General features: G+C 56.3%; 12 protein-coding genes. 3 read left to right on the top strand and 9 right to left on the bottom strand.

The features are described 5' to 3' along the window. Nucleotides 1-13 precede the first annotated feature (13 nt). The 3 genes from poxB to greB all read right to left on the bottom strand — a co-directional run bounded on the left by poxB (nt 14) and on the right by greB (nt 4,533). A complete protein-coding gene (gene poxB, locus AU511_RS09975; RefSeq protein ID WP_094109554.1) occupies nt 14-1,735 on the bottom strand; it encodes a ubiquinone-dependent pyruvate dehydrogenase in 1,722 nt (573 codons plus the stop codon). A gap of 216 nt (nt 1,736-1,951) precedes the next feature. Continuing rightward, nucleotides 1,952-3,694 carry a bifunctional ornithine lipid synthase OlsF gene (olsF, locus tag AU511_RS09970; RefSeq protein WP_094101561.1) on the bottom strand — a complete coding sequence of 581 codons (1,743 nt, stop codon included), beginning with the start codon at nt 3,692-3,694 and terminating at the stop codon, nt 1,952-1,954. 356 nt (nt 3,695-4,050) lie between these two features. Then, nucleotides 4,051-4,533, bottom strand: a complete 483-nt coding sequence (gene greB, locus AU511_RS09965; RefSeq protein ID WP_026741292.1) for a transcription elongation factor GreB — start codon at nt 4,531-4,533, stop codon at nt 4,051-4,053. A gap of 248 nt (nt 4,534-4,781) precedes the next feature. Between greB and ompR the strand changes: the two genes are divergently transcribed. Next, nucleotides 4,782-5,501 carry an osmolarity response regulator transcription factor OmpR gene (gene ompR / locus AU511_RS09960; RefSeq protein ID WP_026744242.1) on the top strand — a complete coding sequence of 240 codons (720 nt, stop codon included), beginning with the start codon at nt 4,782-4,784 and terminating at the stop codon, nt 5,499-5,501. Then, on the top strand, nt 5,498-6,871 hold the full coding sequence (envZ, locus tag AU511_RS09955; RefSeq protein ID WP_094101560.1) for a two-component system sensor histidine kinase EnvZ: 1,374 nt from the start codon (nt 5,498-5,500) through the stop codon (nt 6,869-6,871). The genes ompR and envZ overlap by 4 nt, the downstream gene beginning before the upstream one ends. Before the next feature lie 304 nt (nt 6,872-7,175). On the opposite strand, the gene pckA is transcribed toward envZ, so the two are convergent. From pckA to AU511_RS09930, 5 genes are all read right to left on the bottom strand, one after another. After that, nucleotides 7,176-8,795, bottom strand: coding sequence for a phosphoenolpyruvate carboxykinase (ATP) (gene pckA, locus AU511_RS09950; RefSeq protein ID WP_094101559.1), 1,620 nt, complete (start codon nt 8,793-8,795; stop codon nt 7,176-7,178). A 200-nt stretch (nt 8,796-8,995) separates the two neighbouring features. Next, complete coding sequence (gene hslO, locus AU511_RS09945) at nt 8,996-9,868, bottom strand: Hsp33 family molecular chaperone HslO (RefSeq protein WP_094101558.1); 873 nt, start codon at nt 9,866-9,868, stop codon at nt 8,996-8,998. A 24-nt stretch (nt 9,869-9,892) separates the two neighbouring features. Beyond that, on the bottom strand, nt 9,893-10,306 hold the full coding sequence (gene hslR, locus AU511_RS09940; protein WP_026741296.1) for a ribosome-associated heat shock protein Hsp15: 414 nt from the start codon (nt 10,304-10,306) through the stop codon (nt 9,893-9,895). Nucleotides 10,307-10,315: 9 nt separating this feature from the next. Further along, a complete protein-coding gene (gene yrfG, locus AU511_RS09935; protein WP_094101572.1) occupies nt 10,316-11,002 on the bottom strand; it encodes a GMP/IMP nucleotidase in 687 nt (228 codons plus the stop codon). Between the two features lie 91 nt (nt 11,003-11,093). Beyond that, entirely contained in the window at nt 11,094-13,238 is a 2,145-nt protein-coding gene (locus AU511_RS09930; protein WP_094109553.1) for an intracellular growth attenuator family protein, read from the bottom strand. 389 nt (nt 13,239-13,627) lie between these two features. Between AU511_RS09930 and nudE the strand changes: the two genes are divergently transcribed. Continuing rightward, nucleotides 13,628-14,191 (top strand): ADP compounds hydrolase NudE, encoded by a 564-nt coding sequence (gene nudE / locus AU511_RS09925; protein ID WP_094101556.1) that lies wholly within the window; start codon nt 13,628-13,630, stop codon nt 14,189-14,191. Nucleotides 14,192-14,247: 56 nt separating this feature from the next. On the opposite strand, the gene mrcA is transcribed toward nudE, so the two are convergent. Continuing rightward, complete coding sequence (gene mrcA, locus AU511_RS09920; protein ID WP_094101555.1) at nt 14,248-16,806, bottom strand: peptidoglycan glycosyltransferase/peptidoglycan DD-transpeptidase MrcA; 2,559 nt, start codon at nt 16,804-16,806, stop codon at nt 14,248-14,250. Between the last annotated feature and the right edge of the window lie 80 nt (nt 16,807-16,886).

Genomic DNA, 16,886 nt, shown 5'->3' with positions numbered 1-16,886 from the left:
GGCTGGCGGGCGGCTAGCGCAGCCAGTTGGTTTTCGCCAGCTCAATCACTTCGTCGCCGCGTCCGCTGATGATGGCTCGCAGCATGTACAGGCTGAACCCCTTGGCCTGTTCCAGCTTGATTTCCGGCGGCATCACCAGCTCGTCCGTGGCGGTGACCACATCCAGCAGAACCGGGCCGTCGTGGGCGAACGCGTCTTGCAGCGCAGCGTCCAGCTCGGAGGCTTTCTCCACGCGGACGCCCTTGACGCCGCAGGCGTTGGCGATGTCCGCGAAGTTGGGATTGTGCAGTTCGGTGCCGTCCGTCAGGAAACCGCCCGCTTTCATCTCCATCGCCACGAATCCCAGCGCGCTGTTATTAAACACCACGATTTTCACCGGCAGTTTGAGCTGGGCCACGGACAGAAAATCGCCCATCAGCATGGTGAAGCCCCCATCGCCGCTGAACGACACCACCTGCCGGTTAGGATCGACCGACTGCGCGCCTAGTGCCTGAGGCATCGCGCTGGCCATGGAACCGTGGCTAAAGGAACCGATAAGACGGCGTTTGCCGTTCATTTTCAGGTAACGCGCGGCCCAGACGGTCGGCGTGCCGACGTCGCAGGTGAAGATGGCGTCTTCGCTGGCATAGTGGCTGATTTGCTGGGCGAGATACTGGGGATGAATCTCCTGTTTGTCGTTCGGCTTCGCCAGATCGTCCAGATCCTCGCGCGCGTCGGCATAATGCTTCAACGCCTTATCGAGGAAGTGGCGGTCGTCCTTCTGATCCAACAACGGGAGCAGCGCCGTCAGGGTAGATTTGACGTCGCCCAGCAGCGCCATGTCTACGTGGCAATGGGAGCCGATACTGCCAGGATTGATGTCGATCTGGATAATCTTGGCGTCTGTCGGATAGAACGCGCGGTACGGAAACTGCGTTCCCAGCAGTAATACCATATCGGCATTCATCATCGCGTGGTAGCCGGACGAAAAACCGATAAGCCCGGTCATGCCGACGCTGTAGGGGTTGTCATATTCGATGTACTCTTTGCCCCGCAGCGCGTGAACAACCGGCGCATGTAGCGTGGCCGCCAGTTGCACGACATCATCATGCGCGTCCGCGCAGCCGTTGCCGCACATCAGGGTGATGTTTTTAGAGGCGTTCAGCAGCTCGGCCAGCTTGTGCAACTCGCTATCCACCGGCAGCACGTGTGGCGCTGGGATAGGGTACCAGTCTGTCGATGCGTCTTCCGGCGCAGGCTTCAGCGCGATGTCGCCAGGCAGCACGATGACCGACACTCCGCGATTGAGGATGGCTTTACGCATGGCGATAGCCAGCACGTGCGGCAGCTGTTCAGGGTTGGAAATCAGTTCGCAGTAGTGGCTGCATTCTCGGAATAGCTCCTCCGGGTGGGTTTCCTGAAAATAGTTGCTGCCGATCTCGCTGGAAGGAATGTGCGCCGCGATGGCGAGGACCGGAACGTGGTTTCGATGGCAGTCGAACAGTCCGTTAATCAGATGCAGATTGCCGGGGCCGCAGGATCCGGCGCAGACGGCGAGTTCTCCGGTCAACTGCGCTTCGGCGCCTGCCGCGAAGGCGGCGACCTCTTCGTGACGGGTCGGCATCCATGCAAGTGTGCCCATGCGGTTCAGGCTATCGCTCAGCCCGTTCAGAGAATCGCCGGTGACTCCCCAAATCCGTTTTACCCCGGCGCTTTCCAACGTTTTTGCGACAAAATCGGCAACAGTTTGCTTCATACGCTTTCGCTCCTTACGACGATGTGACATCTCTTCGATGGCGAAGTATCTCCAGAAAAGCGTAGTTGAATAACATGCCGTACGGGCGCGCCGGGGCGGTGAAAAGTGTGAACTGATGTTGTGTTCGTAAGCCTCGCGCCGGGATGCCGCAGGAGGCGATTGGGGAAATCAGACGGGAAGGGAGCAACCCCTCCGCGTTTAACTGTTCGACATCGGCTAGCCGGGGACGTCGGCTGCGTCGCTTTGCGGCGCGTGCTCGGGCGCGGGATCCGTCGCGAACGGCGCAATGTAGCGCTGATAACGCGAGGGTTTGAGCTGCTGTAAGTCAACCAGTACCAGCCCGTCGATACAGTTGTTGAAGTCCGGGTCGATGCCGAAGTCGATGAACTGCACGCCGCCGGTTTCACACAGCTCGGAATACTGCTTGTAAAGCGTGGGGATCGCGCAGCCGAGGTTGTTGAGCATACTCTTGAGGCGCGTGAGATCTTGCTGATAGTCGGTGCCTTCGAACTGCTTCAGGACATCTGGCAACGACGCGGGGTAAGGGCGCCGCGACCGCGCCAACGGCTGGCGCGGCGGGAAATACAGCCGATAGAACGCCACCAGCAGGTCCCGGGCGGTGATGGGCAGCGTGCCGGACAGCGACACCGGGCCGAACAGATAACGGTATTGCGGATAGCGCGCCACATAGGCGCCGATGCCCAGCCACAGATATTCCAGTCCCCGTTTGCCCCAGTATTTTGGCTGAATGAAGCTGCGGCCTAACTCGATACCGCTGGCGAGTATCGTCTCCATCTCGCTGCCGTACTGAAACAGGCTGTGGCTATACAACTGATGCGGGTCCTGATGGGCGGTGGTGGTGAAACGGTAGGCCCCCACGATATCCAGCTTTTCTTCGTCCCACAGCACCAGGTGCAGATAATGATCGTCGAAGTGATCCAGATCTCGCCGCATCCCGCAGCCTTCGCCGACGGCGCGGAAGGCGATCTCCCGCAGACGGCCTAGCTCGCGCAGAATCGGCGAATAGTCTTCGTCTTTACGCTGATAGAGATAAATCGTTTTACCGTCCGGGGTGGTGCCCAGTACGTCGCATTCGGTCAGCGCCTGCTTAAGCCGCGACCGATCTTCCGGCAGCGCGATGGGCTTCTCCCCGGCGAAGCAGCCCGGCTTGCCCTGACCTAAGCGGTAGACATGGCGGCGGAAGCGAGCCGCCAGATCGTTGGCCTGCCACTCACCCTGACTCCAGGTCGCGTAAGGGATCTGCGGCCCGATACGCAGGCTGAGCTTATTGCCGCGCTGATGAAACATCTCTCTTACCAGCAGCAGCGTGGATAACGGGCGATAGATTAGCGATGAGAGGTAAAAAAGTCCGCTGTTGCGCCCCTTGATGTGGATGGGGACGATGGGGGCCCGCGCTTTGGCCGCCATCCGAATAAAGCCGCTGTGCCAGTGGCCGTCGCGGATCCCATGCAGACTGATGCGCGAGACCTCGCCGGCGGGGAACAGGATGACGGCGCCATCCTGAGTGAGATGATTTTGGATGTTGGCGATTTGCTGGCGGTTGGTGCGGTTGCTGAAGTTGTCGACGGAGAAGAACAGCGATTTGAGCGGTTCTATGTAGGAAAGCAGCTGGCTGGCGACGATGCGGACATCCGGCCTCACGCTGGCGACGTGCCGCAGCAGAGCGAGACCATCCAGTGAGCCGATGGGATGATTCGCCGCAAGAACCACCGGGCCGTGGCTGGGTATGTTTTCCAGATCGCCTTCAACCATTTCACAGTTGAGGTCGAAATAGTCCAGTATTTCTTCAACCAGATCGAGTCCCCGCAGGTGGGGATGACGTTGGGCGAACTGCTGCATTTCCTGCTCAAACAACAGCGTTCGCAATACCGTGCGTTGCCAGGTTGGCGTGTGTCTATGCGGAGCCAGATCCTGCAATAAGGTGTCTAAGCTGAACATATTCGGACCTCCATGATCACCAAGAGTCACGGTAAGCGATAAAAATGACACATATATTTCAGACTAGATTAAACCGGTGATTTTGCTTTTTTTGTCGCGTGCTTAGGGCTCTTCCATGGCCGGAAAAATAGCGCTGTAAGGCGGTGAGATATTGAGCGGTTTATTTCGTCGAAAGCGTAGAAATAACAGGCTGATGAAGGGGGAAATAATGTTTTTGCGCGTGAATGCGGTTATTTCCTAACGTGGAAAGCGCCGCGTTAATAAAGGGTTCAGGCGTTTTGTTGTTGTGATATCGCGGTATTTTTACGCATCCGCCTGACGTGTGAATGAAGGTGGCGGATGCGTGACAACGGCGGCTATGGGGCTGTCGTACCGTAGGCGATTTTATTGATGTACCAGGTTTTTCTCCCGGTCGGCGTTGGAACGTCCGCCTCTTCGTCGACGCTTTTTTTCAGCAGCGCCCGGGCCATCGGCGCGTCGATGGAGATGTAGTCCTTGCGGCCGTATATTTCGTCCGGGCCAACAATGCGAAACAGCTTCACGTCGCCGTCTTCGTTTTCCACCTCGACCCATGCACCGAAAAAGACTTTGCCATCCTGCTGCGGCGAGTAGTCCACCACGCGCACCACCTGTAGGCGCTTGCGCAGGTAGCGGACGCGCCGGTCGATCTCACGCAGGAGCCGTTTGTTGTACTGGTAGTCGGCGTTTTCGCTACGGTCGCCCAGACTGGCGGCCCACGCGACTTTTTCTGTGATTTCCGGTCGGCGCTCTTTCCACAGGTAATTGAGTTCCTGATGCAGGGACTCGTATCCTTCACGGGTAATAAGGTCGGTTTTCATACGTCTCGGTTAAAAATCTATGTTATTAAATCTCGGTGTCACGACAGTCGTCTGTCAACGATAACGGAATTAATGCTGTCTATATGTCATTATCTTCGAATATGGACAAAGGAAATGTTTGATTACAACGTATTTTTATATGGTTTGTAACAATTATGATTAGAATATATACCAGAAAAGATTGTCCAGTGTTTAACAAGTTTTGAACAATATCAACATAGGCGTTCATCCCGTCTTTGGAGAATAAAATGCAAGAGAATTACAAAATTCTGGTTGTTGATGACGATATGCGCCTGCGTGCGTTATTGGAGCGTTATTTAACCGAACAAGGATTTCAGGTACGCAGTGTCGCCAACGCGGAACAGATGGACCGTCTGCTGACGCGCGAGTCTTTCCATCTGATGGTGCTGGACCTGATGTTGCCGGGCGAAGATGGTTTGTCCATCTGCCGTCGCCTGCGTAGTCAGAGCAACCCGATGCCGATCATTATGGTGACCGCGAAAGGGGAAGAGGTGGACCGCATCGTCGGGCTGGAAATCGGCGCGGACGACTATATTCCGAAACCGTTCAACCCACGTGAACTGCTGGCCCGTATTCGCGCGGTACTGCGCCGTCAGGCGAACGAACTGCCGGGCGCGCCGTCGCAGGAAGAAGCGATTGTCGCTTTCGGCAAGTTCAAGCTGAATCTGGGGACGCGCGAAATGTTCCGCGACGACGAGCCGATGCCGCTCACCAGCGGCGAATTCGCCGTATTGAAGGCGCTGGTCAGCCATCCCCGTGAGCCTTTGTCTCGCGATAAGCTGATGAATCTGGCCCGTGGTCGCGAATACAGCGCGATGGAACGTTCCATCGACGTACAGATTTCCCGCCTGCGCCGCATGGTCGAGGAAGATCCGGCGCACCCGCGTTATATTCAGACCGTCTGGGGTCTGGGCTACGTCTTCGTCCCGGACGGTAGTAAGGCATGAGACGCTGGCGCTTCTCTCCGCGCAGCTCCTTTGCCCGAACGCTGTTGCTGATTGTCACCCTGCTGTTCGTCAGCCTGGTGACCACCTATCTTGTCGTGCTGAACTTCGCGATCCTGCCGAGTTTGCAGCAGTTCAACAAGGTGCTGGCCTATGAGGTCAGGATGCTGATGACCGACAAGCTGCAGCTGGAAGACGGATCTACGCTGGAAGTGCCGCCGGCCTTTCGGCGGGAAATCTACCGGGAGCTGGGCATTTCGCTGTATACCAATGCCGCAGCGGAAGAGAGCGGGTTGCGCTGGGCGCAGCACTATCAATTTCTGAGCCAGCAGATGGCGCAGCAGCTTGGCGGCCCGACGGAAGTGCGGGTCGAAGTCAGTAAAAATACCCCGGTGGTGTGGCTGAAAACCTGGCTCTCTCCCGACATCTGGGTGCGCGTGCCGCTGACCGAAATTCATCAGGGCGACTTCTCGCCGCTGTTCCGTTATACCCTGGCGATTATGCTGCTGGTGATTGGGGGCGCCTGGTTGTTTATCCGAGTGCAAAACCGCCCGTTGGTGGAGCTGGAGCATGCAGCGTTGCAGGTCGGGAAAGGTATTATCCCGCCGCCGTTGCGGGAGTATGGCGCGTCTGAGGTACGATCGGTGACTCGCGCCTTCAACCAAATGGCGGCAGGCGTCAAGCTTCTGGCGGACGACCGCACCCTACTGATGGCGGGCGTTAGCCATGATTTACGCACGCCGCTGACGCGCATTCGTCTGGCGACGGAAATGATGGATAAAGAGGATGAGTATCTGGCGGAGTCGATCAATAAAGATATCGAAGAGTGCAACGCCATCATCGAACAATTCATCGACTATCTGCGCACCGGCCAGGAGATGCAGATGGAGATCGCCGACCTCAACAGTATTCTGGGCGAGGTAGTCGCTTCGGAAAGCGGTTATGAACGTCGAATCGACAGCAAGTTTTGGGAGGGGGAGCTGTTAGTCAATGCCAGTCCGCTTTCCATCAAACGCGCGGCGTTGAATCTGGTGGTCAACGCCACCCGCTACGGCAATGGCTGGGTCCGCGTCAGCAGCGGCAGCGAACTCCAGCGCGCCTGGTTCCAGGTGGAGGACGACGGAGAAGGTATCGCTCCCGAAAACCTCAAACATCTGTTCCAGCCGTTTGTCCGCGGCGACAGCGCCCGCAGCACCAGCGGTACCGGCCTGGGACTGGCTATCGTGCAGCGCATCATTGACGCGCATCACGGTTCGCTGGAAGTAGGCAGCAGCGAACGCGGGGGACTGCTGGTCAGAGTCTACTTGCCGCTGACCTACGCGAGAACCGCCCCCGAACCGGCGGAGACGGCGGATAATCTCCCCGGCGCCTGAAGATAATGGATTTCCTTCTATCGCCGGTTTCCCGATCGGCGACACTTTTAGGTTTTACACGTCATTAAGCTCGCTTCCCGATGAGTCCTCCCATTTCGTTGGAGGGCTTTGCCCTGGAACGTTTAGAACGAAAAATAGCGAGCGTGATTTCGCCGCCCCGTATAGTCCCCCGGCAATCCACCTTGACTATTCAACGCTCACCGAATTGACTGGCATCAATCTTCGGCGGCGTGACAGCCTGTCCTTTGGATCAAAAAAAATGCCTGCGGTTGCAGGCATTCGTTGTGGTGTCGCTAATGAGGCATCAGATCTTCGGACCGGCGGCGACCAGCGCTGCCCCTGCCGGGGTATCAGTGTATTTGTCAAAGTTGGCGATAAAGCGTTGAGCCAGATCTTCGGCATTCGCTTGCCACTGTTCAGCGCGCTCGTAGGTGTCGCGCGGATCCAGAATTGATGGGTCCACGCCGGCCAACGCCGTTGGGACAGACAGATTGAAGATAGGCAGCGTTTTCGTCTCCGCCTCCTCAATGCTGCCATTAAGAATGGCGGCGATAATGCCCCGCGTATCCTTGATGGAAATGCGTTTGCCGGTGCCGTTCCAACCGGTATTTACCAGGTAGGCCTGTGCGCCGGAGGCCTGCATTCTTTTCACCAATACTTCGGCATACTGCGTGGGATGCAGCGTGAGGAAGGCTGCGCCGAAGCAGGCGGAGAATGTCGGGGTTGGCTCGGTAATGCCGCGTTCCGTCCCGGCCAGTTTAGCGGTGAATCCGGACAGGAAGTGATACTGCGTCTGATCGGACGTCAGGCGAGACACCGGCGGGAGCACGCCGAACGCGTCGGCGGTCAGGAAAATGACCTTGGTGGCATGACCCGCTTTGGAAACCGGTTTGACGATATTCAGAATATGGTCGATCGGATAAGAAACCCGGGTGTTTTCGGTTTTCGAACCGTCATCGAAGTCGATGCTGCCGTCCTCGCGCACGGTCACGTTTTCCAGCAGTGCGTCACGTTTGATGGCGCCGTAGATATCCGGCTCGGCTTCCTGCGAGAGCCTGATGGTTTTGGCGTAGCAGCCGCCTTCAAAGTTAAAGACGCCGTCGTCGTCCCAGCCGTGTTCGTCATCGCCAATCAACTGGCGGTTAGGATCGGTGGACAGCGTGGTTTTACCTGTGCCGGAAAGGCCGAAGAAGACAGCGACGTCGCCCGCTTCGCCGACGTTGGCGGAGCAGTGCATGGAGGCGATGCCTTTTAGCGGCAGCAGGTAGTTCATGATGGCGAACAGCCCTTTCTTCATCTCGCCGCCGTACCACGTTCCGCCGATCAGCTGGATGCCTTCGGTAAGGTTGAAGGCAACAAAGTTTTCTGAATTGAGCCCTTGTTCCCGCCAGTTCGGATTGGTGCACTTCGCGCCGTTCAGCACGGTGAAGTCAGGGACAAAATCGCGCAGTTCGTCGTCGCTGGGACGGATAAACATGTTTTTTACGAAATGAGCCTGCCAGGCGACTTCGGTAATGAAGCGGACTTTCAGCCGGCTGTCGGGGTTGGCTCCGCAGTAAGCATCAACGACAAAGAGGCGTTTCCCGGAGAGTTGCTCGCCGACCAGTTGTTTCAATTGTAGCCAGACGTCCTGGCTGAGGGGATGGTTGTCGTTCTTGCCGGTGCCTTGATCGGCCCACCAGACGGTATCGCGCGTCACGTCATCACGGACGATGTATTTATCTTTCGGGGAACGTCCGGTGAAAATACCGGTGTTGACGGCGACCGCACCCAGCTCAGTTTCGATGCCGCGTTCGTAACCTTCTAATGCAGGGGATGTTTCTTCTTCAAACAGTAAATCGTAGCTCGGGTTATAGACGAGTTCGCGGATGTCATGAATGCCGTAAGCGGAAAGCGCCTGTGACATCTGGCCGTTAATCTCCATGTGGCTACTCCTCAATGGGTATTGTCCTACTGCCTATTAGTGTAGGGCCAGAGCTTATTTTAACTACGAGAAGTATCATAAAATTAAATAAATTCTTTAATAACTTTGCTTGTTATTGTGACGCAAAAGTAACAATAATGTGATATTGAGCACAGATTGGAAAGAAAGGGCGCCTGACGGCGCCCTTTTTACTGGCGGGATTAATGCAGGTGGGTACGTGAGGCGGACTGACGAATTTCGTCAATGTCAGCCGCGTTGAAGACGTAATGGCTACCGCAATAATCGCAATGCATGTCGATGTTGCCGTCCTTCGCCAGAATATCGTCCACTTCACTTTCCGACAGCGTTAGCAGGGCGTTCTCACAGCGTTCGCGCGAGCAGTGGCAGTGGAAACTGACCGGCTGCGGCTCATACACCGTCACCTCTTCCTGGTGATACAGGCGATACAATACTTCGTTGGCCGGCAGAGAGAACAGTTCCTCGCCTTTCACGGTGGTCGTCAGCTGAGAGAGATGATCGAAGTCGTCTCGGTGACTTTCCTCAGCCGGCAGCACCTGTAGCAGCATACCGGCGGCGCAAGGTTTGCCATCGTGCTCGCCGGTACGGATAAACAGGCGCGTCGGCAGCTGTTCTGATTGCAGGAAGTAGTTTTCCAGGCAAGCAGCCAGCGTGTCGCCTTCCAGGCCGACGACGCCCTGATAGCGCTCGCCTTCGGTTGGCGTGATGGTAATTACGAGATAGCCGTTGCCGATCATGTCGTGCAGTGAGCTTTCAGGGGCAATGTCTCCCTGTAGGCGAGCCACGCCGCGCATCTGCTGAGCGTTGTTGCCGTTGATGACGGCCAGTTTGAGCGGACCATCGCCTTGTAACTGAACCGTGATGTCGCCGCTGAATTTCAGCGTAGCAGTCAGCAGGCTGGTGGCGACCAGCAGTTCGCCGAGTAGCGTCTGTACGGGGGCTGGGTAGGCATGATTCTCCAGCACCTGCCGGAGCGTTTCGCTGACCGTGACCAGTTCACCGCGAACGGCGTGGCTTTCGAACAGGTAACGGTGCAATTGATCGTGTGTGGACATAATATTTTCTCGCGGCGACGGGGGTTATTCCGCATCGCTATATTTAAATTTAATCAAATCCCGGCGCTCTTTTTTATCTGGGCGACGGTCGGGGTGGGGCATGGACAGCGCGTTCATTTTTCTTGCCTGCGCCATTTTTTCCCGTTTTTCGATACTGACCTCGGTTTCCCGGTACATCGCCTGCGCCTGAGGCGCGGAACGGCGCTGCGCGCAGATTTCCTGGATCACGATGGTGCGTTCATCGTTGCCCTGACGTAGTTTGAGCTCCGCATTCAGTTCGACCAGTTTGCTGGGCTTGCTGCGTTGACCGTTATAGTGAACCTTGCCGCCTTCAACCATATCGCGGGCGACGGCACGGGTTTTGTAAATCCGCGCTGCCCATAGCCACTTGTCCAGACGGACCGCGGCGTTGTCTTCATGCTGGCTGGCCTTGCTCATACATGCTCCTCAAAAACCGGTTGCGCCTGTTAAGGCGGGGATCAGCGTCCGATAATCGTTGGTCGCCGGATGACGATGGAACGTTTTTCCCTCAGGCAGACTGGAGTCCGGATTGCTGACGCCCAGACAGTAGCCAATCCCGAAGGTCTTGGCCGCGTCCAAAATGGGCTCGCTGTCATCCACAAACAAGGTTCTCGCCGGGTCGAATCCGATTTGAGTTTGTACCGCCTGCCACAAACGCTGATCTTCTTTCGGAAAGCCATAAGTATGGGTGGAAAGTAATAAATCAAGGTGCTGATCGAGTCCCGTGCGTTCGATTTTGACCGACAGGCTGTGTGGGTGGGCATTCGTCAGCAAAACCGTGTGGCGGCCGCTTTCCTTTAATGCACGAAGAAACGGCGTGGTGTCGTCCCGCAGCCGGGCGCGTGAAGCGATGTCACGCGTCATCTGACGTATATCCAGATCCAACTGCTGGCTCCAATAGTCGAAGCAGTACCAGCTTAGCGTGTGCTGAACGGATTGATATTCGTGCGCCATCTGTTCTTTCGCTTCTTCCAGCGAAATGCCGCGCCTTTCGCTGAGCGATTGCGGCACCAACTGCAGCCAGAAATAGCTGTCGAAAGCGAGGTCAAGCAGGGTGCCGTCCATGTCCAGCAGCACGGTATCTATCTCATTCCAGTCAAATTCGGAATTCATCATCACTCCGGCAAAGAGGCCATTGCCGCCGGAGGCGGCCATCAGGCAGAGGGTGTCTGTACGCCAGTATACCGGTTTAAGGCTGATGATTTCACGACGGGCGAGAGGCGCTGCCGTGTAACGCTGGTGTAGCGGAGGTCTCCGGCGCCAGATATCTGGCGTAATACTGTTGAATATCGGCAATACGCTGTTTGCTGCGGCGATGCTTCATGACCAGCTGTACGACGTTGATGATGAACACGCTCGTAAACAGCAGAAGCAGCACGCTGCTGCCGAGGTAGCGCCACAGCGTGACCGCATCGGGTTCGCTGTGCAGGGAGATATGGCGTGTACCGTTGGCGTCCAACGAGATGGCCGTGATCACGCCGCTGGCTTCGAACGAAGTGTGCAGCAGCATAGCCGACAAACGCTGCAATTCCTGCCACTGTTCCGCCGGTCGATACTCTGGCAACGATGTCATCGGCTCTGGGTGGGTGACGAACTGGTTGCCTTCATCGCTACGGATCAGGAACCCGGCCGGCGGCGGGCTATTCAACGCATTGGTGGCGTTGCGAAGCTCCTGTAAATAAAAGTAGTCCGTGGCGTTGTTGACCAGGGTATCCAGCGTTTCGGCACTCACGGGGCGCAGTATGACGCTGGTGCCTTTCAGCGCGCCAGAGCTGGCGCGCCTCACCAAAACGTTCCAGCTTTTCACGTTGCCGAGGTTAATCAGCGCGTTTTTAAGACGCGTACAATCCTCTTCTTTTTCGCACAGGTCTTCGGTTTTCAGCACGATGTCGGAAAAGTCATTGAGCAGAATCATGCCGGACTTCTGGATCGCGCTGGCTAACGGTGAGTTGGCTCCGTCGCTATTCGTTGAGGGATGTAGCTGATCGTTGACCGTGGCGCGCAGGGCGATGGTTTTTTCGATGATATCGGATTCAGGCAGCGGTAGCGGGTCAGCTTTGTTCCAGTAGATAGCGGAACAGTCGAAGGGTTGGAAGGCCGACGTGCTGGGAGGCGTAGGGCCGTGATCGACCGGCGGGACGTAACACATGCCGGTGCCGCGCACCTGCAAGGTGTCGCCGACATGGAGCGGCATCTTCTCCAGTTCATCGACCTGTGTGACCTTGATGTTATTCGCGCCTTTGATCCAGGCGAGGCTGAGCTTAAGCGGTAGATCGAGCGGAACATAGCTCAACAGCAGTAGTAGGCTGCATAGCGCGCCGCAAGCCAGCACCAGATTTTTGCCGCGTTTCTGCAAGGGGAAGCGTTTCACTTCATTGTGCAGCGACAGATATTTTCCTTGCCGTACGACTTGGCGGTTCTGATAGATGTCCACATCGGTCTTTTTCCCTAAATCGTGACCGATATAAGGCTGCCAGTGCGGCGGATAAATCAGATCGATGTTCCCGAGAGAGATATTGCCAAGACGGCCCTGGTTCGATTCGCCGAAAAGCCCCAGACACTGCGGCGTGCCATTCAGGCAGTGAACGTCCTGCAGCTCTTTTTCCCGGGGGGCTCGAAATAGCTGCCAACAGCTCCATGCGGCCAGGATACAGGCGGTGGCCGCCAGCCACGGTAGCACGGCCAACGGGCTGTTGAGACTGAAGACCAAAAGCAAAAAGGCGCAGCAAAGCACGGCGGCGTCTTTAAGCCCGCGAGAACGGTGCGTGGCGTATTCCTCCTGCGTTTCCTTCCGCACGGAAAGCAGTTCTGTATGCTCGTTTTCTTCCGGGAGTATCGACGCATTGCCAATCGGCAGTTCGCGGTTGTTAGAGGCGTCTCGGTTGTTGATATATTCCGTGATCGAGTGTCCGTTAAGCGAAATGACCAGCGGCATCGAACGCGTGGTGATCAGTTCGATCTCGTTATTTTGCGTGATGTATTGTTCCCAACTGGGAGGAAGGTGAACTTCTTGTGTATCAATGAAGTATCGCCATTTATTCGGCGCATCGGTGCTAAGCCCATAGCGGGTGATACTGTGTGTGATGGGATAAACACGGTTGCTGAGCAGAGAACGCGTCAGACGTGGGGAAGACGCCGACGCGGTAAGCGGCAGCGCATTTCCAGCGTCTTTCGACACCAAATATTGTTCTACAGCCTTGCGTTCCGTCGAGGTCAGCTGGCGATGTCCAGAGACTACGGGCAGGCGTTTAGCAAAAAGAAAACGACGATACATGCGATAGCCAATGAAACCCCCTACCGCAATCAGACAGGCTAACAATACAGACAATATGATGAGTATTGTACTCATATCATTACCATCCAATAGCGTCAGGTTTCCTCTGTTTTTTTTTGGATACTAACAAAGATACACAGGCTAAGTTACCCCATCTAGCTTTGCTGGCTGCCTTTGCTAACTGAATTTATATATTCTTGTCTTTATCCTTGGATGCTAACAAGGCCAGACATGAACAAAAATGAGGATAATCCTATTTTTTTTTCATTCAGGTGCCTCTTTGGCTTACATGAGTAAGGCTTATGTTTTTAAGCTGTTGCAATATTGTTGTTTTGGTATGGTAAAGTTGCAGACGGCAACGCGATTGCCGCAAAATGCCCGCATCAACCATGCGGTGAAGCGTACCAGTATTTTTCCAACTGTGCGGTCAGCGTCAGTCAATTTCCTCTGTAACTGGGGTTTCTATGGAAAATAACCTGCAAAAACCCAAAATTCTCGGGGTTGAAACCGTAGCCCGCTCGCGTCTGTTTAATGTTGAATCGGTGGATCTGGAGTTCAGCAACGGCGAGCGCCGCGTGTATGAACGGATGCGTCCTTCCGGCCGTGAGGCGGTGATGATCGTGCCGGTGATCGGCGATGACCTGCTGCTGATCCGCGAATATGCGGTGGGGATTGAACAGTACGAACTGGGCTTTCCCAAAGGGCTGATCGACGCGGGGGAAACGGTGTTTGAAGCAGCTGACCGAGAATTGAAAGAAGAAGTCGGATTTGGTGCGGAGCACTTCGAATTGCTGGCAACGTTGACGCTGGCCCCGTCTTATTTTTCCAGCCAAATGAACATCGTCATTGCACGTGGGCTTTATCCGCAGCGCTTACAGGGCGATGAGCCGGAACCGTTGATCCCGGTCCCTTGGCCGCAGGCGCGGATGATGTCGCTATTGCAGGAGCCGGATTTCCGCGAGGCTCGCAATGTCAGCGCGCTATTCCTGGCGCACGCCCATCTTTTCTCGCCGTCTTCCCTGAAATAGCAGCGCATTTCTGCAGGCAGGCGCGCTGGCCTCAGCGCACCTGCCTGATAGCGCAATTAGAATAACTCCTCGGATTGACCGCTGCCTGCGTCGTACAACGTCGTACCGGAATCATGAGTCGCGTGCTGTGTCGGCTGCGTTCCGTCGATGAAGTACTCCTGGCGACTGTTACCGCCTCCGTCTGACAGCATGCCTGTGCTGCGATCGATAGTGACGGTAGTAATGCCCGGCGGCGGCGAGGTTTTTTGCTCCGGTACGCCGCTCAGCGCGACTTTCATGAAGCTATCCCAGGCCGGTTGCGCGCTTTTGGCGCCCCCTTCGTATCCGGAAATCTGATCGCGAATCGCCCCCGACAGGGTCGAGCGTCCCAGATCGCGGCGATGATCGTCGAAGCCAATCCAGATGGACGTCACGATATTTGGTCCGTAGCCGGAGAACCAGGCATCCTTGGAGTTGTTGGTTGTCCCTGTTTTCCCTCCGATATCGTGGCGTTGCAGCACTTTTCCTGCGCGCCAGCCAGTCCCTAACCAGCCCGGTTCGCCGAAGACGTTACTATTCATGGCATCTTTGATAAGAAATGCCAGCGGCGTGCTGATGACGTGCGGCGCATACGGTTGGTTGGCTTGTCGCGCCGCTTCGGGCGGAGTAATCGGGTCAGGCTGCGGCGCGGCGTTGGGCTGTGGATGCTCCTGCGACGTGGCCACATTCTCCATTGAATCTGGAGACAGCTCGAGGGAACGTTGGGTTTCGCTGTAAATCACCGGCAAATTACAATCGTTGCAGACAATTTTTGGTGCGGCGGCGAACAGCGTGTTACCGAAGTCATCGACGATCTTGCTGATGAAGTACGGGTCGACCAAATAGCCGCCGTTCGTCATCACTGAATAGCCGCGAACCATCTGCAGCGGAGTGAATGCAGCCGCGCCCAGCGCTAGTGACTCGGTGTGTACGATGTTCTGCTGTGGGAAACCGAAACGCTCCAGATAATCGGCCGCATAGTCCACGCCCATCGCGCGCATCGCGCGTACCATCACGACGTTTTTCGACTGTCCGAGCCCCTGACGAAGCCGGATGGGGCCGTCATACTGCGGCGGGGAGTTTTTCGGACTCCAGTCGGAACCGGCGCCCGGATCCCAACGGGTAATCGGGGCGTCGTTCAGCAAGCTCGCGAGCGTCAGCCCTTTGTCCATCGCCGCCGTGTAGAGGAACGGTTTAATGTTCGATCCGATCTGGCGCAAAGCCTGAGTGGCGCGGTTGAACTTGCTCTGGTTAAAGTCGAAGCCGCCCACCAGCGCTAATACGGCGCCGTTGTTCGGGTCCAAAGACACCATGGCGGAATTGACGTCGGGCACCTGAGCCAGCCACCAGACGTTGTCAACTTGACGCACCCAGATCTGCTGGCCCGCCTGCAGGACGTCCGTCACGCGTCGCGGTATGGCTCCCTGCAAATAGTCGGTTTTGAACGGGCGCGCCCAGCGTACGGTTTCCAGCGGGAGAATGACTTTTTCGCCTGATGATAGCGTTGCGGTGGCCTGATCGGCGGCGGAGGCCGTGACTACCGCTGGCTGTAGTGGCCCGTAGACCGGCAATTTTTTCAGGGTTTCAATGATTTTCTTCTCGGGCCAGGCCGGCATACCGACTTTCCACAATTCCTGGTCCGCGCCGCGGTAACCGTGGCGCATATCGTAGTCGATCACGTTGTTGCGTACGGCTTCATCAGCGGCCTGCTGAAGCTTCTGAGTGATAGTGGTGTACACCTTATAGCCGTCGTTATAGGCGCCGTCGCCATAACGTTTCACCATTTCCTGACGCACCATCTCCGCCATGTAAGGCGCGGAGAAAGCGATTTTAGGCGCATGGTAGTCGGCCTCTAATTTCTCGTTGCGTGCCTGATCGTACTGGGCCCGAGTGATGTAGTTTTCATCCAGCATGCGCGACAAAACCACGTTGCGGCGAGCAAGCGCGCGGTCGTACGAGTAGAGCGGGTTGAAGGTCGACGGCGCTTTGGGCAGGCCGGCAATCATCGCCATTTCTCCCAACGTCAGCTGATCCACCGTGCGGCCGAAATAGACTTGAGCTGCCGCGCCGACGCCGTATGCACGATACCCCAGATAGATTTTATTGAGGTACAGCTCAAGGATTTCATCCTTCGTCATCATCTGCTCGATGCGGATGGCGAGAAAGACCTCTTTAACCTTACGCAGCAGCGTGCGCTCCGGGCTTAAGAAGAAGTTACGCGCCAGCTGCTGAGTGATGGTGCTTGCGCCCTGGGACGCATGGCCCGACAGCATTGCAATCGACGTCGCACGCAGGATGCCCTGCGGGTCGATGCCGTGGTGTTCATAGAAGCGGCTGTCTTCAGTGGCGATAAACGCGTGCACCAGCTCGGGCGGGATTTGGGATAGCTGCAACGGTATGCGGCGTTTCTCGCCGAATTGAGCGATGAGCTCGCCGTCGGCGCTGTATACCTGCATTGGGGTTTGCAGTCGAATGTCTTTGAGTGTCGCGACATCGGGTAACTGGGGCTCAATATAGCGATAAAGGCCATAGAGCGAGGCGGCTCCAAGCAGAATGCAAGTTACTGCAAGGATGAATAAATACTTTACGAGCTTCACCTGAGATTTTCCATTCAGTAGCGGTTGAATAGTTTATAAGCAATCGGGCGCTAAGTATAAAGGTAAGCCAGCGCTGAGAA

The sequence above is a fragment of the Lonsdalea iberica genome, from assembly GCF_002111585.1.
In the GTDB taxonomy this organism is placed as follows: Bacteria; Pseudomonadota; Gammaproteobacteria; order Enterobacterales; family Enterobacteriaceae; genus Lonsdalea; species Lonsdalea iberica.
The sequence above is the reverse complement of the archived record's forward strand: the minus strand, read 5'-3'. Positions and strand labels throughout refer to the sequence as shown.